Origin of the sequence: Campylobacter concisus, assembly GCF_003049735.1 — a bacterium.
Classification (GTDB): Bacteria; Campylobacterota; Campylobacteria; order Campylobacterales; family Campylobacteraceae; genus Campylobacter_A; species Campylobacter_A concisus_AN.
The window spans coordinates 417755-435647 of record NZ_PIRM01000001.1; the positions used below are offsets into that span (position 1 = coordinate 417755).

General features: G+C 38.8%; 19 protein-coding genes. 5 read left to right on the plus strand and 14 right to left on the minus strand.

The genetic code is table 11. The annotated features are described in order from the left end of the window. Window position 1 precedes the first annotated feature (1 nt). Window positions 2–1342 (minus strand): dihydrolipoyl dehydrogenase family protein, encoded by a 1341-nt coding sequence (locus tag CVS97_RS02090; RefSeq protein WP_107784911.1) that lies wholly within the window; start codon window positions 1340–1342, stop codon window positions 2–4. A 2-nt stretch (window positions 1343–1344) separates the two neighbouring features. After that, window positions 1345–1665, minus strand: a complete 321-nt coding sequence (locus CVS97_RS02095; protein ID WP_021090811.1) for a hypothetical protein — start codon at window positions 1663–1665, stop codon at window positions 1345–1347. A 77-nt stretch (window positions 1666–1742) separates the two neighbouring features. Between CVS97_RS02095 and CVS97_RS02105 the strand changes: the two genes are divergently transcribed. Further along, window positions 1743–2294 carry a tetratricopeptide repeat protein gene (locus CVS97_RS02105; RefSeq protein ID WP_107695229.1) on the plus strand — a complete coding sequence of 184 codons (552 nt, stop codon included), beginning with the start codon at window positions 1743–1745 and terminating at the stop codon, window positions 2292–2294. A 24-nt stretch (window positions 2295–2318) separates the two neighbouring features. On the opposite strand, the gene prfB is transcribed toward CVS97_RS02105, so the two are convergent. Then, a complete protein-coding gene (gene prfB, locus CVS97_RS02110; RefSeq protein ID WP_107784912.1) occupies window positions 2319–3419 on the minus strand; it encodes a peptide chain release factor 2 in 1101 nt (366 codons plus the stop codon). Between the two features lie 120 nt (window positions 3420–3539). Here prfB and panC point away from each other — a divergent pair, with 120 nt between their 5' ends. From panC to tilS, 3 genes are read left to right on the plus strand one after another with little or no spacing between them, the layout of a single operon-like run. Then, window positions 3540–4361 carry a pantoate--beta-alanine ligase gene (gene panC, locus CVS97_RS02115; RefSeq protein WP_107784913.1) on the plus strand — a complete coding sequence of 274 codons (822 nt, stop codon included), beginning with the start codon at window positions 3540–3542 and terminating at the stop codon, window positions 4359–4361. Window positions 4362–4363: 2 nt separating this feature from the next. After that, window positions 4364–5674 (plus strand): 30S ribosomal protein S12 methylthiotransferase RimO, encoded by a 1311-nt coding sequence (rimO, locus tag CVS97_RS02120; RefSeq protein WP_107784914.1) that lies wholly within the window; start codon window positions 4364–4366, stop codon window positions 5672–5674. Further along, window positions 5671–6660: a tRNA lysidine(34) synthetase TilS gene (tilS, locus tag CVS97_RS02125; RefSeq protein ID WP_107784915.1), complete on the plus strand. Its 990-nt coding sequence runs from the start codon at window positions 5671–5673 to the stop codon at window positions 6658–6660. The genes rimO and tilS overlap by 4 nt, the downstream gene beginning before the upstream one ends. Before the next feature lie 49 nt (window positions 6661–6709). On the opposite strand, the gene CVS97_RS02130 is transcribed toward tilS, so the two are convergent. Next, the gene (locus CVS97_RS02130) at window positions 6710–7636 is read right to left on the minus strand and encodes a ribose-phosphate pyrophosphokinase (RefSeq protein ID WP_072594149.1); all 927 of its coding nucleotides are present in this window, start codon (window positions 7634–7636) and stop codon (window positions 6710–6712) included. Between the two features lie 121 nt (window positions 7637–7757). Next, window positions 7758–8162 carry a hypothetical protein gene (locus CVS97_RS02135; RefSeq protein WP_107686429.1) on the minus strand — a complete coding sequence of 135 codons (405 nt, stop codon included), beginning with the start codon at window positions 8160–8162 and terminating at the stop codon, window positions 7758–7760. Between the two features lie 130 nt (window positions 8163–8292). Here CVS97_RS02135 and CVS97_RS02140 point away from each other — a divergent pair, with 130 nt between their 5' ends. Then, complete coding sequence (locus CVS97_RS02140; RefSeq protein ID WP_107784916.1) at window positions 8293–8652, plus strand: DUF488 domain-containing protein; 360 nt, start codon at window positions 8293–8295, stop codon at window positions 8650–8652. 9 nt (window positions 8653–8661) lie between these two features. On the opposite strand, the gene CVS97_RS02145 is transcribed toward CVS97_RS02140, so the two are convergent. The 9 genes from CVS97_RS02145 to gyrA form a co-directional block, all read right to left on the minus strand. Then, window positions 8662–9486, minus strand: a complete 825-nt coding sequence (locus CVS97_RS02145) for a pyridoxamine kinase (protein ID WP_107784917.1) — start codon at window positions 9484–9486, stop codon at window positions 8662–8664. After that, window positions 9487–10353 (minus strand): radical SAM protein, encoded by an 867-nt coding sequence (locus tag CVS97_RS02150; protein WP_107785198.1) that lies wholly within the window; start codon window positions 10351–10353, stop codon window positions 9487–9489. A 46-nt stretch (window positions 10354–10399) separates the two neighbouring features. Continuing rightward, window positions 10400–11422 (minus strand): uroporphyrinogen decarboxylase, encoded by a 1023-nt coding sequence (hemE, locus tag CVS97_RS02155; RefSeq protein WP_107784918.1) that lies wholly within the window; start codon window positions 11420–11422, stop codon window positions 10400–10402. Window positions 11423–11514: 92 nt separating this feature from the next. After that, on the minus strand, window positions 11515–12021 hold the full coding sequence (locus CVS97_RS02160; protein WP_087578735.1) for a YqhA family protein: 507 nt from the start codon (window positions 12019–12021) through the stop codon (window positions 11515–11517). Between the two features lie 16 nt (window positions 12022–12037). Continuing rightward, window positions 12038–13063, minus strand: a complete 1026-nt coding sequence (locus CVS97_RS02165) for an aspartate-semialdehyde dehydrogenase (RefSeq protein WP_107784919.1) — start codon at window positions 13061–13063, stop codon at window positions 12038–12040. A gap of 49 nt (window positions 13064–13112) precedes the next feature. Beyond that, window positions 13113–14267: a sigma-54-dependent transcriptional regulator gene (locus tag CVS97_RS02170; RefSeq protein WP_107784920.1), complete on the minus strand. Its 1155-nt coding sequence runs from the start codon at window positions 14265–14267 to the stop codon at window positions 13113–13115. Window positions 14268–14279: 12 nt separating this feature from the next. Then, window positions 14280–14672: a hypothetical protein gene (locus CVS97_RS02175; RefSeq protein WP_107784921.1), complete on the minus strand. Its 393-nt coding sequence runs from the start codon at window positions 14670–14672 to the stop codon at window positions 14280–14282. Further along, window positions 14648–15148: an LPP20 family lipoprotein gene (locus tag CVS97_RS02180; protein WP_107784922.1), complete on the minus strand. Its 501-nt coding sequence runs from the start codon at window positions 15146–15148 to the stop codon at window positions 14648–14650. The genes CVS97_RS02175 and CVS97_RS02180 overlap by 25 nt, the downstream gene beginning before the upstream one ends. Before the next feature lie 44 nt (window positions 15149–15192). Beyond that, a complete protein-coding gene (gyrA, locus tag CVS97_RS02185) occupies window positions 15193–17814 on the minus strand; it encodes a DNA gyrase subunit A (RefSeq protein WP_107784923.1) in 2622 nt (873 codons plus the stop codon). Between the last annotated feature and the right edge of the window lie 79 nt (window positions 17815–17893).

The following is a 17893-nucleotide window of genomic DNA, read 5'->3' on the forward strand; positions in this document are numbered from 1 at the left end:
TTTAAAATTGTCCAAATAAGTCATTTAGTGCTTCACTGATGCTTGGATGAGTAAAAATTTGATTTTTAAAGAAATTTGCGTTTGCTTTTAAATTCATCGCAATTGCGATTTCATTTATCAGCTCATTTGCATAGATGCAGTGAAAGCTAGCACCCAAAATTTCTCCACTTTGCGCGTCAACGATAGCTTTTAACATACCTACATCATGATTTAGTACTTTTGCGCCTGGTACTGTTGCCATGCTAAGCTTTAGCTCTTTAAAATTTAGCCCAAGCTTGCTAGCTTCTTTTGCATTTACGCCGACTCTTGCTAGTGGAGTGTCGGTAAATAGCACATTTGCATGAATACTTCTATTTTTGGTATTTCTCTTTTTATCACCAAAAATTTGTGAATAAACTATCCTAAAATCATCTAAGCTCGTATAAGTAAAAAGCTCTCCGCCGCGCACGTCGCCTACCGCATAGATGTTTGGCACATTTGTTTGAAGATTTTCATTTGTCTTTATAAAGCCTTTTTCATTTAGCTCAACACCAGCAGCTTTTAAATTTAAATCATCCACATTTGCCACTCTGCCAAGCGCTATCAAAAATGCATCGGCTCTAAGGCATCTTTGCTCACCATTTTGCTTGAAATTTAATACATTTTCTTTAATGCACTCTATCTCGCAACCCTCTAAAATTTCAACACCTTGGACTCTAAGAGCTTCTTTTACGCTATTAGCTATATCATCATCTTCGTTTTTAAGTAGTTTTGAACGTCCTACGATAGTCACTTTTGAGCCAAAATTTGCAAACATTGATGCAAACTCTATACCGATAAAACCACTACCGATAATGACAAAATGCTTTGGTAAATTTTTTAGATCAAGCAGCGTTTGGCTTGAAAATACATTTGAATTTGCGACCTCAAAAGGAGTATCTGCCTCTTTTGAGCCACTATTTATGATAATAAAATCGCCCTCTATTATCTTTTTCTCACCACTTGGCGTTGTTACAAGTACGCTATTTTCACTAGCAAATGAGCCAACACCATCGATCACATCGATATTTTCTTTATCATTTAGCATTGCGTAGTTTTTAGTATTCAAAGCTGAGATTAGTTTATTTTTATTTTCCACACTAAGTGTGTAATATTCGCTTTCAACGCTATTATTTACAAATTTTGCCTCTTTAGCGGCTGTTATTAGACGTTTGGTTGGTATGCAGCCAACATTTATGCAAGTGCCTCCATACATCTTTGGCGATCTCTCTACAAGAGCTACTTTTTTGCCAAGTGCGGCAGCTTTAACCGCTAGCGTTTTGCCAGCTTTTCCAAAACCAATAATTACAATATCATATTTCATTTTCAGTCCCTTATCTTTCCCATTACATAATAAGTTGTTTCATTTATCTTTTTTAGCTCCATTTTATATTTATTAGCCCAGTTTTTTATAATCTCATCAACTCGCTCTTTTATTTCATTAACGGTAGCTACATTTTTTATCTTTAGTCTATCTTCACTTCCACTCATCGCCACAAAACAAAGGTGTGGCTTTAAATGATCATTTAGTTCGATTATGCTCTTTGGCAAAAGACCATCAGTATTGTTTAAAATTCTACACATTTGAGCAGTGGTCGTTTCATTGACGTTATAGCCAAGCTGGATTAAAAGTGCATTATGATCCATATCGTTCCTTTTGCTTAAAATTTGCAGGCATTATAAGATAAAATTGGATAAAATCGCCTAAATTTTCAAGGACAAATATGAAAAAATTTATCATTTTTGTGTTTAGTGTTTTGCTATTTTGGGGATGTTCATTAGATCAAATTTCACAAAATTTTGGCCTTAGTGAGCCACCACTTGATCCAGAGGTCGAGCAAATAGCAGACGCTATATATCTATACAATGAAGGTAACTATCCAAAAGCTTGCAAGAGATTTTACGACTATGCAAAAGATGGAAATGTTCTAGCCATGCAGCAAACTGGCATTTGCTTTCGTGACGGCAAAGGCTTTAGCAAGGATATCTTAAGGGCACTTTTTTGGTTTGAAACAGCTGGCAGATACGGCAATATAGACGGACTAAGAAGTGCTGGATATATCTACGAGTACGGCCTTGGAGTCAATAAAAATTTAGAAAAAGCGATATATTTTTACGAAAAAGCCACAAGCCTTGGCTCAAGCGAGGCCAGCTATGATCTAGGGCTTATCTATCTAGGTAAAAATAACTATAAAAAAGCGAGAATTTATCTTGATGAGGCTTGCTTTAAAGGCAAAGAAGAAGCCTGCACAAAGCTAAAAGAGATGAAATTTTAGCTCCCATCTCTTTTTGTAAATTTATTACGCTTCAGCCTTTTGAGCGATCAAGACGCCTTCTATCATCTTTTTGATGTCACCATCAAGTATCGCGTCAGTTTGCGAAAATGCCTCGCCGCTGCGGTTATCTTTTACCTGCTGATATGGGAAAAGCACATATGATCTTATCTGATGCCCCCAGCCGATCTCGCTCTTTTCTACGCTGTTGCTCGCTTCTTGTTGTTTCATCAGCTCAAGCTCGTAAAGACGAGATTTTAACATTTTCATCGCTGTAGCTCTATTTTTGTGCTGGCTACGGTCGTTTTGGCACTGTACGACGATGCCAGTTGGTATATGTGTGATGCGAATGGCTGATTCAGTTTTATTTACATGCTGACCGCCTGCACCGCTTGCTCTATAAGTGTCTATCTTTAGATCTTTTTCCTCGATCTCGATCTCTATATCATCATCTACTTCAGGGCTTACCATGACACTTGAAAAGCTCGTATGACGGCGCCCTGCGCTATCAAATGGGCTTGTGCGAACGAGTCTGTGGATACCATTTTCTGCTTTGAAGTAACCATAAGCATTTTCGCCTTTTACGATAAAGCTCACATCCTTTAGCCCAGCCTCATCACCCTCTTGAAAGTCAAGAGTCTCGACCTTAAAGCCTTCGCGCTCGCAAAATCTAAGATACATCCTATAAAGCATGCTCGCCCAGTCGTTACTCTCAGTGCCGCCAGCTCCAGGATGGATCGATACGATCGCATTTTTGCCATCATCTTCGCCACTTAAAAGCATAGAAATTTCAAGATTTACTATCTTTTCATCTAAATTTTTAGCGTCATCAAAAAGAGAATTTATAGTCTCTTCGTCATTTTCAGAATTTGCTAGCTCAAAAAGCTCCTTTGCATCACTTACTGCCTGATTAGCGTCATTAAATTTTGCAAGCATGTTTGAAATTTTTGTCTTTTCTTTATTTAGCGCCCCAGCCTTAGCGATATCTTGCCAAAAATCAGGATCTTGCTCAGTGGCCTCGATCTCTTTTAGTCTAGCCTTGATCTCTTCAGGCTTTACGATAGAGCCTATGTTTTCAACTTTTGTTTGTAGCTTCTTTAAAAGCTCGTTGTATTCGTAACTATCCAAGTTTTTCTCCAAAAATTTTTGCCGATTTTAGCCAAAAGTTGCTTACATTTTTAAATTTACGCCCTTTTAATCCTTTTTTGTTACAATGCCAAGTTAAAATTTCAAACAAAAAGAGTCAAAATGCAAATCATAAGAACTATAAAAGAACTTGAAAATTTCGTCTCTAGCACAAGTGCAAAGATCGGTTTTGTGCCGACCATGGGCGCACTTCATGACGGACACGTTAGCCTTATTAAAAAATGCGTGAGCGAAAATGAGATAAGTATCGTCTCAACATTCGTTAATCCAACTCAATTTTTACCAGGCGAAGATCTGGACAAATACCCAAGAAACGAACAAAACGACATTAAAATTTGCGAGCAAAACGGCGTTAGCGCTATTTTTATCCCAGATGCCAATGAGCTTTACTTTGAAGATGAGCCTCTAATCATCGCTCCAAAGAAATTTTCAGCCATCTTAGAGGGCAAAACTAGACCTGGGCACTTTGATGGCGTACTAAGGGTGCTAAACAAGCTATTTCGCCTAACTCGTGCAAATAGCGTTTACATGGGCAAAAAAGATACACAACAACTAATCATAGTGCAAAACATGATAAAGACATTTTTTCTAAATGTCAGCCTAGTGGCTTGCGATATCGTTAGAGAGCCAGACGGACTTGCACTTTCAAGTAGAAACGTCTATATCTGCGACGAAGATAAATGTAACGCTCTAAGGCTTTCAAGATCGCTAAATAAAGCACAAAATTTGATCCAAAATGGCGAGGAAGACACAAGCGAGATCAAAACAAAGATGCTTGAAGTGCTAGAGCCGTTAAAGGTTGATTATGTCGCTATTACGGATAGAAATTTAAATGAAATTTCCAAAATAGAAAAAAATAACACCATCATTTTAGTAGCAGCTTACGTTGGTAAAACTAGGCTAATAGACAACATCTGGATCTAAAAATGCCAAAACTTCACTTAATTTCACTTGGCTGTAACAAAAATTTAGTTGATTCTGAGATCATGCTTGGCAGATTGCAAAACTACGATATCACAGACGATATCAGTGATGCTGACGTTATCATCGTAAATACCTGCGGCTTTATCAAATCTGCCAAAGAAGAGAGCATACAAACCATACTTGAGATGCATGAAGCTCGTAAAAATGGCTCCTTGCTAGTAGTGACTGGCTGTCTTATGCAGCGCTACAAAGATGAGCTTATAAAAGAGCTGCCAGAGGTCGATCTCTTTACCGGTGTGGCTGACTATGACAAGATCGATGAGATCATCTTAAAAAAGCAAAATTTATTTAGCCCGCAAACTTATCTGCAAGCAAATGAAGAGCGTGTGATAACTGGCTCAAACTACCACGCCTACATCAAAATTTCAGAGGGCTGTAACCAAAAATGTAGTTTTTGTGCCATTCCAACTTTTAAAGGCAAACTAAAATCACGCTCGCTTGAAAACATCGTAAACGAGGTCAAAAATCTAGTCAAAAAAGGCTACTACGACTTTAGCTTTTTATCTCAAGACTCGAGCTCATATATGCGCGATCAAGGCGTTAGCGACGGGCTTATAAATTTAATAGACGAGATAGAAAAGATAAAGGGCGTAAGGAGTGCCAGGATACTTTATCTCTATCCAAGCACGACCAGCAAGGAGCTAATTGAGCGTATCATCGCCTCGCCTGTCTTTCACAACTACTTTGACATGCCGATCCAACACATCAGCGAAGACATGCTAAAGATAATGAAGCGTGGAAGTGGCGCTAAAAAAATCAAAGAGCTTTTAAATTTAATGAGAAATGCCGAGAATTCATTCTTACGAACTGGTATCATCGTTGGTCATCCAGGAGAGAGCGAGGAGGATTTTGAGGAGCTTTGCGAATTTTTAGAAGAGTTTAAATTTGATAGAATTTCAGCCTTTGCCTACTCAAAAGAGGAGGACACTGCATCTTTTGAAATGGAGCAAATCCCAGCTAAAATCATCTCAAAAAGACTAAACAAGATAGAAAAGATCACTAAAAAATCGATAAATGAGAGCTTGCAAAAAGAGATTGGCAAGCAAATTTATGCTCCTCTTGAGGGCGAAAGTAGCGAGGGCGAGATGTTTTACGCAGCCAAAAAAGACATCTGGGATAAAGATATAGACGGCGAAATTTTAATAAACGAGAGCGATGTAAAAGAACTTGAGATCGGCTCACTCTATCTTTGCGAGGTCACTGACGTGGTCGATCAAAAACTAATCGCTAAAATCATCAAAAAAGCAAAATGATAAGCCAAAATGTGCGAGAAAAGCTAAACCCAGGTGCAAACCTACTAGCCTTCTCGCACGGCATAGACAGCACCGCACTTTTTTACATTTTAGAAGAAGCTGGGATCAAATTTGATCTAGCGATGGTTGATTACAATGTTCGAGAGCAAAGTAAAAGTGAGATAGAAAGCGCAAAAGATCTCGCAGATAAATTTGGTAAAAGAATTTATACCAAAAGTATTTTTTTAGATAAGTCAAATTTTGAAAAAAATGCGCGCGAGGTAAGATATGAGTTTTTTGGAGAAATTTGCCAAAAATTTGACTATGAAAATTTGATCCTAGCGCATCAGTTTGACGATAAATTTGAGTGGTTTTTGATGCAGCTTAGTAAGGGTGCTGGGCTAAAAGAGCTCTTTGGCATGAGCGAGCTTGAAAAGAGAAAGCACTTTTGGCTAGTTAGGCCGCTTTTAAATTTACGCAAAAAAGAGCTTCAAAACTATCTTGATGAGAGAAATTTACGCTATTTTATCGATGAGACAAATTTAAAAGGTGAGTTTAAAAGAAGCTTCATGAGGCTAAATTTTAGTGAGCCATTTTTGGATAGATATTTTATTGGCGTGCAAAAGAGCTTTGAGTTTTTAGAAGCCGATAGACAAATTTTAATGCCAAATATCACAAAAATAAGTGATAAAATTTTTATTATAAAAAATGATAGTAATGTGATACGAGGCATTGATATGGCGGCAAAAGAGCTAAATGTGCTTCTAAGCAAAGCGCAAAAAGAAGAGCTAAGTGCAAATTTAGCAAAGCAAACAAGCGTGGTACTAAGCGGCAAGATCGCTGTCGGATACGCAGACACTTACCTTTTAGTAACTCCATTTTGCAAAGCCATAATGCCAAAAATTTTTAAAGAGAAGGCTAGAATTTTAAAAATTCCAGCTATAAATAGAGGCTATCTTTTTGCTATAAATTTTGATTTATCAAAATTAGATTCTAATAAATATTGAAAGATTTGGCTTTTGCCTGAAACAACTCCAAAGCAAAAGCCAAGATTAATTAAAATAAGCTATTTACGCTTTCATTGTGATATACACGGCGTATCACTTCTCCAAACAAGGAAGCTGCACTTAGCACTTTTATACAAGGAAGCTCCTCTGCTAAAGGTATCGTATCTGTTACCACTAGCTCATCTAAAAAGCCTAGTCTTAGCCTATCATAAGCTGGTCCGCTAAGGACTGGATGCGTACAAAATGCCATAACACTAGTTGCGCCACGCTCTTTAAAAATTTCAGCTGCTTTTACGATCGTGCCAGCTGTATCGATCATATCATCGACTAAAATAACATCTTTACCATTTACGTCACCGATTATATTCATCACTTCGCTCTCGTTTGCTTTTTCGCGGCGCTTATCTACGATAACCATGTCAAGATTTAGATTTTTAGCCAAAGCTCTAGCACGAGCAACACCGCCTACATCAGGACTTGCAACGATTGGATTTGGTAAATTTTTTGCTCTTACATAGTCATTAAAAATGATGCTTCCATAAAGGTTATCAACCGGAATATCAAAAAATCCTTGAATTTGTCCTGCGTGAAGATCCATAGTAACGACTCTATCGATACCTGCTGTTTGCATCATGTTTGCCACTAGTTTTGCAGTGATCGGCACTCTAGGAGCTGCTTTTCTATCTTGTCTGGCGTAGCCAAAATACGGCACGATCGCTGTTATCGAGCTTGCGCTACTGCGTCTTAAAGCGTCAGTTAAGATAAGTAGCTCCATTAAATTTGTATTTGTCGGTGCACATGTTGGCTGAATGACAAAAACATCTTTTCCGCGCACGCTCTCTCCGATTTGCACACTGATCTCTCCATCGCTAAATCTTTTTATACTTGCCTCGCTAAGAGGAAGTGAAAGATATTGCGAAATTTTCTTTGAAAGCTCAATATTCGCCGTTCCTGAGAAAATTTTATAGCCTCTCATAATGATAACCTTTTTAGTGATTTTTATGTTGGGATTTTATCGAAACGAGCTTTAATTTAAATTTATTATTTTGTGAGGTTTTATTTTCATCTTTGCTTTAGAGCTATTTCTAGCTCTAAAATTAGTTTTTATCGCCACAGTCAAAAATTTGTGCTTTTATTCTATAAGATGCCGCAAACTGACTGCCTCTAGGGCAAATATCAAGATTTTGTCCATAGTAGCAAAGCGGTGATTCATTTACAATATAAAGTACGACTCTCTTGTGAAGTCCAACGATCTCAATTGCCTCATTTTTTAGATCATTCATTGCGCCTTGTCTAAGCCCTTCAATAGTTGGATTCATTCTGCCATTTGCCTCGTCACTTCCCTCTGCTTCGCCTAAAACTTTACAGTTATAAGGTGTAGAATTTACCATTGCTATACCTTTTGAATCTGGCAATAATGGCTTTGGCGTAAATTGTGGCGCTACACAACCAGAAAATAAAAATAAGATAGTGCAAAAAACTATCAAATTTGAAATTTTCATTTAACCTCCTTAAATAAATTTTGGCATTATTCTATTTCAAAAAAAAAAAAAAACGCAAGGTAAATTTTAAAAAATTATAAGTTAATCTAAAAAATTTATTCATTAACCTTACAGCATTACAATTACAAACATGTTTAAAGCTTATAGAATTTATGATTTTATCAAAGATGATAGTTTGGATATGAAGGCGGCTTTTGTTGATAGACTCTATCCAAGAGGCATAAGAAAAGAGATATTTTCAAATTTCCTTTGGTTAAAAGATATCACACCAAGCACTACTTTAAGAGAGTGGTTTCATGAAGATAGAGAAGCTAGATTTGATGAGTTTTGTGAGAAATTTGAGCTCGAGCTTGATAATGAAAAAGCACAATCTTGCTTTAAAATGCTAAAAAAACTAGAAAAAGAGCATGGCGATATAGCACTTCTAACAGCTAGTAAAGATATAAATCTTTGCCATATCGTTGTGTTATTAAAAATTTTAAATAAGTAGTTTGCCCGCCTATTTTGCAAGAGTGCCAAGCATCTTTTCAAACTGCACACCATACCATGTGCGGCTCTTATCTTTTAGCGTGATTTTAATGCTACTAAGCACAAAGTTTGCCGCCTTTTTGATAGAAGTTTGCATGCTTTCACCATTTATAAGTGAGCCAAAAAGCACAGAAGCAAATATATCTCCAGTCCCACTCGTGTGAAATGGCAAAAATTCGTGAAAATACTCTACCTTCTCTTTTGTCTTTGCGTCGTAAGCTATGATGCCGCATTCATTTTGCTTGTATCTAATGCCCTTTAACACAATCTTTCTAACTCCAAAGCTAGCCAAGCTTTCAAGCAACTCTAAAATATAATCTTGCGTATAGTCACTGCCTAAAAACGGCATCCCGCACATAAAGCTTGCCTCTGTTATGTTTGGCGTGATAACGTGAGCCTTTGTGCAAAGATCACGCATTTTCATAACAAATTTTTCATCAAATCCATGATAGAGCTTGCCATTGTCGCCCATGCAAGGATCTACAAGTATTAGTGAAGCAGAGTCATTAAACTCATTAAAAATTTTCTCTATCAGCTCAAGCTGACTAAAGCTACCTAAAAATCCGGTATAAATTCCATCAAATGCGATATTTTCTTTGTGCCATACTTGTGTTATCTCGTCAAATTCATCAGTCAGATCACGAAATGTGAAATTTTTAAAGCCAGTATGAGTCGAAAGTAGCGCAGTAGGCAATATACACGCCTCAATGCCTTGAGTGCTAATTATCGGAAGTGCGACAGTAAGGGAACATTTGCCAACGCACGAGATATCTTGTATTGTAAGGATTCTTTTCATTTATGCTCTTAGTTTATAAAATTTTACCCCAGCAACATCGGCTAGATAAACCACATCTTGTTGCAAGAGCTTGTTTAAAATTTGCTTTGAGTGTTCTGAGAAATTTTCTTCAATATTTGCAATAGTTTGCGGACGACGCCTTAGCATTTCTAGAATTTCATCTTCACTAAAGTTATACTTTTGCTCTATTTTGTGAGCTTTAGCTATATTAACCGGTACGCCACTTATCTGCTTAGCTAGCTCCTCTAGTTTTTTGGCGTCTACACCCTTTACATTATAGGCTGGCGGACGATCTATCGTGCCAATATCCACTCGGTGCGGAGCTATCTCATTTATCGCAGCATTGAGTGCTATAAATTCCTCTTCTTTGTCGTTAAATCCAGCCACGACTAAAATTTCAAGCACAAGCTCGCCCTTAAATTCCTTACGAAATTTAGCCATAGCTTTTATGAGATCGCTAACTTCTACGCCGCTTTTGTTGCGGTCTATCTTTTTAAAAGTACTTTGCACCGCACTATCAAGGCTAAATTTCGCTATATCAAGCCCATGTAGTGCTTCACAAATTTTTGGATCACGCACGCCTGAGCCATTACTCAAAATGAGTGTTTTTGCGCTACCTTTTAGTTCATTTACTTTTGCTATCAGCTCTTTTAAGTATGGGTAAAGAGTTGGTTCGCCATTTGCCGTAAGTGTGATGACATCGATGTTTTGATGAGTTTTTAATGCTTCTTTTAAATCGTTTATGATCTCATCAACGCTTGGCGGATTTTCTATTGTTTCAACAGTCTTTGCGCCACTTAGCTCGCAATAAACACAGTCAAAATTACATGATTTTTGTTTAGGGCTTAGATCTATACCAAGGCTCATGCCAAAACGGCGAGAATTTATCGGTCCAAAGACGATGCAAGGCTTGCTACCTTGCACTTTTTGTCTGTACCTGTTTTATAAAATATTTTGCATTCTCAACTGGCACATCAGGCAAAATTCCATGCCCAAGATTGAAAATATGAGGCACACCTTTCATCGTGCTTAAAATTTTATCCACACCTTCATCTATCGCCTTTTTGCTATAAAGCCTTGTTGGCTCCATATTACCCTGAAGGACGTATCTTGGGCTAAGTTTTTCTTTGGCTAGCTCAATCGGTGTACTCCAATCAACGCCAAAAACATCAAATTTACCTGAAATTTTATCCAGATAGCCACTTATTCCTTTTGGGAAAACAATGACCGGAATTTCTGGAAATTCAGCTTTTACGCTATCAACTATTTTATTTATATAGCTAAATCCAAACTCAAAATATGCCTGCTCTTCAAGCGCAGCCGCCCAGCTGTCAAAAATTTGCACGGCATTTACGCCTGCTCTTATCTGCTCTTTGACGTAAAGGATGAGAGCTTGCGTCACTTTTTCTAAAATTTGATGCAAAAATTCTGGATTTTGATAGAGCATTTTTTTGCAGACCGCATAAGTTTTACTGCCACCACCCTCGATCATATATGTAGCTATCGTCCAAGGTGCGCCGCAAAAGCCAATTAGTGCCTTATCTTTGGCTAAATTTTCTCTTGTGAGCTTTATCGTGTCATAGACATATGCTAAATTTTTAGTCGATTTTTCGATACTAAGTGCGTCAAGTGCGGCTTTATCACGTAATGGGTCACTAAAAACTGGACCCTCACCCTTTTCAAAATGTAGATCCATGCCCATTTCAAGAGGCACGACAAGGATGTCACTAAATAAAATCGCTGCATCAACGCCAAGAATTTCAACTGGTTGAAGTGTGACTTCACTAGCCTTTTTGTAGTCTTTGCAAAGTGACAAAAAATCCCCTGCTTGCGCGCGTACTCGCATATACTCTGGCAGATATCTACCAGCTTGGCGCATCATCCAAACAGGCGTATAAGGGGTAGGTTTTTTAAGGCAGGCGTCTATGAAAATCATTAAATTTCCTTTAAAATTTTAAAGGGATATTACCTAAAAATAGCTAAAGAAAAGATGTAGGACAAATTTTAAGCGTTAAAACGCTTAAAATTTTAGTGATCTCCCTTGTGAAGAAAGTAAAGTCCAAGACAAAGTGCAAGGATAGAAGCCGCAAGATATGCCATCTCAAGCGGAGTTGTGAAGTTTGCGTGAAGCACCCTTTGGAAGAAATTTACGATTAAAACCATGACGATCACTTTGCCAAGCTTGTCTTTTAGCTCATCAAGTGAATGCACTTCAAGTACCTTGCTCTGCTTTGACTGTTTTAGCTGTGTGATCTCTGAGATGAAAAGCTCGTAAATTCCGAAGCTAAATATATAAAGAACAAGCGCCATCAAGTATAGATCGATCGCTCCAACGATCTCGCCAACGACTTCTGAGTGAAAATTTTCAACGTGAAAATCTGCAGCAAAGAAATATTTATAAACTTCTAAAAGTACCTTGCCGACGTCATAGCTTGCGATGATGAAAAGCACGATCGCGCCTAAAAGTCCAAAAACTACTGGAAAAAGTGTAAAGCTGTTGCTAGCAAGCAAAATTTTTTCAAATATCTTACGCAATAAAAATCCTTTTTATTTACTCTTGCATCGCGATCCACTTTTGCGCGATCCTGACAGCATTTGTAGCAGCTCCCACACGGATCTGATCGGCACTACACCAAAGGTGAAGCACATTAGGTCTGTAATTATCAACTCTGATCCTACCGACATAAGTATCATTTGTGTCGCTTGAAATAATAGGCATCGGATACTCTTTATTTGCTGGATTATCGACTACGACGACGCTTGGAGCTTTGCTTAAAATTTCTCTTGCTGCATCTGCACTTACATCTTTGTCAAAGTGGATAGTGATAGCCTCTGAGTGGCTTCTAAGCACTGGCACACGCACACAGGTAGCGCTAACTTCTATATCTTTGTGAAGAATTTTTTGCGTTTCATTGACCATCTTCATCTCTTCTTTTGTGTAGTCATTGTCCAAAAAGATGTCGATGTGAGGGATCACATTTAGTGCTAGGCGGTGCGCAAATACCTTTGGCTCGCACTCATCAAGCTTAAACTCAAAGAATTTTTGCATCTGAACGACAAGCTCTTCCATACCCTCTTTGCCAGCACCACTTGCTGCTTGGTATGTAGAAACGTCGACTCTATTGATACTAAAAGCGTCGTTTAGTGGTTTTAAAATTTGCACCATTTGGATAGTCGAGCAGTTTGGATTTGCGATAATGCCGCGGTTTTTCCACATAGCAATGTCACTTGGATTACACTCTGGCACAACAAGAGGGATATCTTTATCCATCCTAAAATGGCTGGTGTTATCGATGACTACTGCGCCACTATCAGCTGCAAATTTGGCAAATTTCTCTGAGACTGAACCGCCCGCACTAAAAAAAGCAATATCTATCTCGTGCTCGCTAAAAACCTTTTCAGTTAGCTCTTTTACTTTGTAATATTTGCCATTAAATTCGATCTCGCTACCAGCACTTTTTGCGCTAGCAAGTGGCAAAAGCTCTCCAACTGGAAAATCAACCTCTTCCATAACTCTAAAAAGCTCTTCGCCGACCGCTCCAGTAGCACCAACGACTGCTACGTTAAATTTTCTCATCTGCTCTCCTTATCTTTTTTAATTTTCGTAATTTTACTTAAATTTATGGCTATTTTTTGCTTCTGGCTTGTAAAAATAGATCATTTGGCAAAATTTCATCACCCTCGCTTAGTATCGCCGCTCTTTGCACGACTGAAATGAGCTCTCTTATGTTGCCTGGATAGTCGTAGCTCAAAAGCTCTTCTTTTGCCGCTTTTGAGAAATTTTTAGCCTCAAAGCCATACTCTTTGCAGCATTTTTCTAAAGCATCCTGCGCGATAGGTAAAATTTCGTCTTTTCGCTCGCGAAGTGGCGGTATAAAAAGTGGGATCGTGTTTAGGCGATAAAAAAGATCCTCTCTAAATCTGCCCTCTTTCATAGCAAGCTCTAAATTTGCGTTTGTAGCGCAGATGATGCGAACGTCTATCTTTTCGCTCTTTGTAGCGCCAAGTCTTGTTATCTCTCGCTCCTGCAAGGCACGAAGCAATTTTGGCTGTAAATTTATAGGCATCTCGCCGATCTCATCTAAAAATAGCGTTCCGCCATTTGCTAGCTCAAACTGCCCTTTTTTGGTAGTCGCAGCGTCAGTAAATGCACCCTTTTCAAAGCCAAAAAGCTCACTTTCTATCAAATTTTCAGGGATCGCCGCCATATTTAAAGCAACAAATGCCGCATCTTTTCTAGGTGAGTTTGCGTGGATAAATTTAGCAAAGATCTCCTTGCCAACGCCACTTTCACCACTAAGCATTATTGAAGCATCAGTCCTTGCAGCTTTTAGCGCGATATTTAGTGTCGCTTCAAGAGCTTTTGAAGTGGCTAAAAAGCCGTTATTTTCACTTTTTGTTTCTATTTTTTTTATGGTTTTTGGAGTCTTTTGCTTTAGTGTCCGCACCCTTTTTATCGCCTCGTAAAGCGTTGAGACGTCAAATGGCTTTGTTAAAAAGTCCTTCACGCCGAGCCTAACACTCTCGATCGCCTTGTTGAGTGTGGCGTTTCCAGTCATTATGATGACGTCAAATTTGCCGTTTAACTCTTTAATAAACTCAAGTCCGTCCATCTTTGGCATGTTTATGTCGGTGATGATTAGATCAGTGTCGTCGCTTAGCTTTTTTAGAGCTTCAACTGCGCTCTTGTAACTCTTGATGTTTAACTCTTCATACTCGCCAAGTGCGATCTCAAGCGACTTTCGCATATTGATGTCATCTTCTACTATGACGATATTCATTTGATCTCTTTTTTATTGAAGTGTGCCGATGATAGCGGATTTTGGCTTAAATTCCACCATAAATCTAACTGGCAAAATTTTCAAATTTGAAGCGTTTGAGATCTGCACATTTTTGACATTAAGCTCATTTTTTATCATCACTTTTTTTAAGGCAAAGCAGTCAAAAATTTCATCTTTATGTAAATTTAAAAAGCCAAGGGCTGTGGTATTTTCATCTTTAAAAGCGTCTATCTGGCAAAGAAATTTTGGTTTTGGATTTGGTGTTAAAGTCATCGCCTTTGAAAATGAAATTTCTTCAAAGGCAACTATTTGATTTTTCGTATCGACCTTCGCCCAGAAGATAAATTCTTCCAAGCAAAAGGCAAAATTTAAAAGTATCGTTAGTAAGAAAAGACTTCTCGCCACTTATCTTCGTCTATCTTAAGCTCCATATTTACCTTATAAAGCCCGTCTTTGAAATTTTCATTCACGATCCTTGCGTTTTTGACAAGACCTTGAACCTTTGAAGTGATAGATGAGTCGTTTAGCATCGCGTCTCTTACGGTGTCTTCAGCGTTAATCTTTACGCCATAAAGCTTGCCAGCAAGCTGCGAATAAGCATCCGCCATCGCCGCTCTTTTTGCAAGAGTGACTGATTGAGCGTATGAGAGCGAATTTAGCGGAGCTATGCCCTCGCCTGTGGCTCTAAAAGTGGTCTCTTTTGGAGCACTATCATATATCATCTTCTCTTTTTTCATCACCTCTCTAAGATCGTCTTTATCGACCTTTTGGATGACTACGTTGCGGTTTGATGTGCTAGTTGGCTCGCCCATAAAGCCGTTAAATGAGCAACCACCAAAAATAGCGATCATTAAAGCAAAAGATAAAATTTTAACCTTCATAAACAACCTTTTTTATGCTTTTATTTAAAATTTAATAGCAAAATTTATTCCAAAAGCCCCATATCTTCGTTTGGTGCTTCTTCCTCATCCTCGCCATCATCTGCCTTAGGGCATCTTGCGATACTTACAACATCATCGCCATCGACATTTACGACGATCACACCGCTTGTATTACGTCCTGCTTTTCGGATGGTTTGCATATCAACTCTGATCATCTTGCCGCTTGATGTCAGAGCCATTAGATCTTGCTCTTCATCAACCATCACAACGCCCACTAGATCGCCTGTTCTGCTTGTTAGTTTCATGCAGATGACGCCTTTGCCTCCGCGGTTTGTCAAGCGGTACTCATCAGCGGTTGTGCGCTTGCCGATACCTTTTTGAGATATGCTTAAAATTTCTTGATCATTGCTTTCAATTACTGCTGCACCTACGACCTCATCGCCTGGCTCTTTAAATTTGATACCAGTTACGCCGCGTGCGGTTCTTCCCATTTGGCGAACCTTGCTGATCTTAAATTTAAGGCACATACCCTTTTTAGTAACAACAAATAGCATTGTCTCATCACCTGAGTTTGCGTCCTCTTCGACATTTACATTATCTTCATCGATCTCATTTTGAAGCTCTTCAACTTCAAGCACCTCTGTCTCTACGCTTAGCTCATTTTCAGGGTCAGTCACTGGCATATCATCATATGTTTGAGCGATGAGCGCAGTTACTAGCTCGTCGTTCTCATCAAGGCTGATCGCTCTTACGCCAACTGAGCGAATGTTTTTAAACTCGCTTAAATTTGTGCGTTTTACGATGCCGTTTTTAGTAAAGAACGCTAACGATTTACTCTCGTCAAAGTCGGTCGTTGGGATGATCGCTTTGATCTTCTCATCAGGCTGCAACTGGATCAAATTTACAACTGCTTTGCCTTTTGCTGTGCGGCTTCCCTCTGGGATCTTATAGACTTTTAGCCAGTAGAGCTGTCCGCGGTCAGTCACAAACATAAGCGTATCATGGGTATTTGAAGTAAAGAAGCTCTCTATAAAGTCATCATCGTATGTCGTGACCGCTACTTTGCCCTTACCGCCACGCTTTTGCTTCTCGTACTGCTTGCTTGGCACACGCTTGATGTAACCTCGGTGGGTTATAGTTACGACCATATTTTCATTTGGTATGAGATCTTCGATATCGATATCATCGTAGTCATCAACAATCTCAGTAACTCTTGGTACTTTAAATTTATTTTTGATTTCAAGAAGCTCTTCTTTGATCAAATTTTCAAGCAATGTCTCGCTCTTTAAAATTTCATCAAGTCTTGCAATCTCAGCCATAAGCTCGGCTAGCTCGGCCTCTAGTTTTTCTCTCTCTAGGCCTGTAAGCTTGCTTAGACGCATATCAAGGATAGCGTTTGCTTGAAGCTCTGAGAGGTTAAATTTACTCATCAAGCCTTCTCTAGCAACCGCTGTATCAGCACTATTTCTAATAAGCTCTATCACCTCGTCGATGTTATCAAGTGCGATCTTTAGACCCTCTAAGATGTGGGCTCTTGCGCGCGCTTTTTCAAGCTCAAATATCGTTCTTCTAATGATGACCGTTTTTCTGTGATTTAAAAATAGCTTAAGTAGCTCAATAAGGTTAAATACCTTTGGCTCTTTGTTATTAATAGCAAGCATAATAACGCCAAAAGTGCTCTCCATCGTGGTTGATTTAAAGAGATTATTTAGCACGATATCGCTCATAGCGTCACGTTTTAACTCGATGACGACGCGGATGCCGTCTTTGTCAGACTCATCTCTAACCTCGCTGATGCCATCTATCTGCTTATCTTTTACGAGCTCAGCGATTTGCTCAATAAGCCTTGCTTTATTTGTTTGATATGGTAGCTCGTCAATTACTATGACGTCTTTATTTGGCTTTTTTTCTATGTGAGTTTTGGCTCTTAGTTTGACTCTACCACGACCTGTACGGTAGGCCTCTATTATGCCTTTTTTGCCAAAGATGATACCACCAGTTGGAAAGTCTGGGCCTTTGATAAATTCCATTATCTCTTCAAGTGTCGCTTCTTTATTTTCAAGAAGGAGTAAAAGACCATCTATTAGCTCATCAAGGCTGTGTGGTGGGATATTTGTCGCCATACCAACAGCGATACCGCTTGAGCCGTTTAATAATAAATTTGGCACACGGCTTGGAAGTACATCTGGTTCGACCTCTCTATCGTCATAGTTTGGCACAAAATCAACCGTATCTTTGTCGATATCTTTTAAAAGCTCTTCGGTAAGCATTGTCATTCTAGCTTCAGTATAACGCATCGCAGCAGCGCTGTCGCCGTCTATTGAGCCAAAGTTTCCTTGTCCGTCAACGACTGGATAACGCATAGAAAATTTCTGAGCCATACGAACAAGCGCGTCATAAACTGCCGTATCACCGTGTGGATGGTACTTACCGATGACTTCACCGACGATACGAGCTGACTTCATGTAAGCGCTTCTGCTGCCAACGCCAAGGTTATCCATAGCGTATAAAATTCTTCTGTGAACTGGCTTTAATCCATCTCTAGCGTCAGGCAAAGCACGTCCGACGATGACGCTCATGGAGTAGTCAAGATAGCTAGTTTTTATAGACTCTTCGATATCAACAGATGCGATATCTTGGGTTAATTCAAGTAGATTGTCTTTCATTTTTTTCCTTAAATTTAGCTTGGCTGATTTTAGCTTAAAATTAATAAAAACTTGCTAAATAGCAAATCAGTGACTTTGG

What these genes read in the sequence shown, in the direction of transcription:
- CVS97_RS02090 (WP_107784911.1), bottom strand. Translation starts at nt 1,342, where the DNA reads ATGAAATATGATATTGTAATTATTGGTTTTGGAAAAGCTGGCAAAACG.
- CVS97_RS02095 (WP_021090811.1), bottom strand. Translation starts at nt 1,665, where the DNA reads ATGGATCATAATGCACTTTTAATCCAGCTTGGCTATAACGTCAATGAA.
- CVS97_RS02105 (WP_107695229.1), top strand. Translation starts at nt 1,743, where the DNA reads ATGAAAAAATTTATCATTTTTGTGTTTAGTGTTTTGCTATTTTGGGGA.
- panC (WP_107784913.1), top strand. Translation starts at nt 3,540, where the DNA reads ATGCAAATCATAAGAACTATAAAAGAACTTGAAAATTTCGTCTCTAGC.
- rimO (WP_107784914.1), top strand. Translation starts at nt 4,364, where the DNA reads ATGCCAAAACTTCACTTAATTTCACTTGGCTGTAACAAAAATTTAGTT.
- tilS (WP_107784915.1), top strand. Translation starts at nt 5,671, where the DNA reads ATGATAAGCCAAAATGTGCGAGAAAAGCTAAACCCAGGTGCAAACCTA.
- CVS97_RS02130 (WP_072594149.1), bottom strand. Translation starts at nt 7,636, where the DNA reads ATGAGAGGCTATAAAATTTTCTCAGGAACGGCGAATATTGAGCTTTCA.
- CVS97_RS02135 (WP_107686429.1), bottom strand. Translation starts at nt 8,162, where the DNA reads ATGAAAATTTCAAATTTGATAGTTTTTTGCACTATCTTATTTTTATTT.
- CVS97_RS02140 (WP_107784916.1), top strand. Translation starts at nt 8,293, where the DNA reads ATGTTTAAAGCTTATAGAATTTATGATTTTATCAAAGATGATAGTTTG.
- CVS97_RS02145 (WP_107784917.1), bottom strand. Translation starts at nt 9,486, where the DNA reads ATGAAAAGAATCCTTACAATACAAGATATCTCGTGCGTTGGCAAATGT.
- CVS97_RS02150 (WP_107785198.1), bottom strand. Translation starts at nt 10,353, where the DNA reads ATGAGCCTTGGTATAGATCTAAGCCCTAAACAAAAATCATGTAATTTT.
- hemE (WP_107784918.1), bottom strand. Translation starts at nt 11,422, where the DNA reads ATGATTTTCATAGACGCCTGCCTTAAAAAACCTACCCCTTATACGCCT.
- CVS97_RS02165 (WP_107784919.1), bottom strand. Translation starts at nt 13,063, where the DNA reads ATGAGAAAATTTAACGTAGCAGTCGTTGGTGCTACTGGAGCGGTCGGC.
- CVS97_RS02170 (WP_107784920.1), bottom strand. Translation starts at nt 14,267, where the DNA reads ATGAATATCGTCATAGTAGAAGATGACATCAATATGCGAAAGTCGCTT.
- CVS97_RS02180 (WP_107784922.1), bottom strand. Translation starts at nt 15,148, where the DNA reads ATGAAGGTTAAAATTTTATCTTTTGCTTTAATGATCGCTATTTTTGGT.
- gyrA (WP_107784923.1), bottom strand. Translation starts at nt 17,814, where the DNA reads ATGAAAGACAATCTACTTGAATTAACCCAAGATATCGCATCTGTTGAT.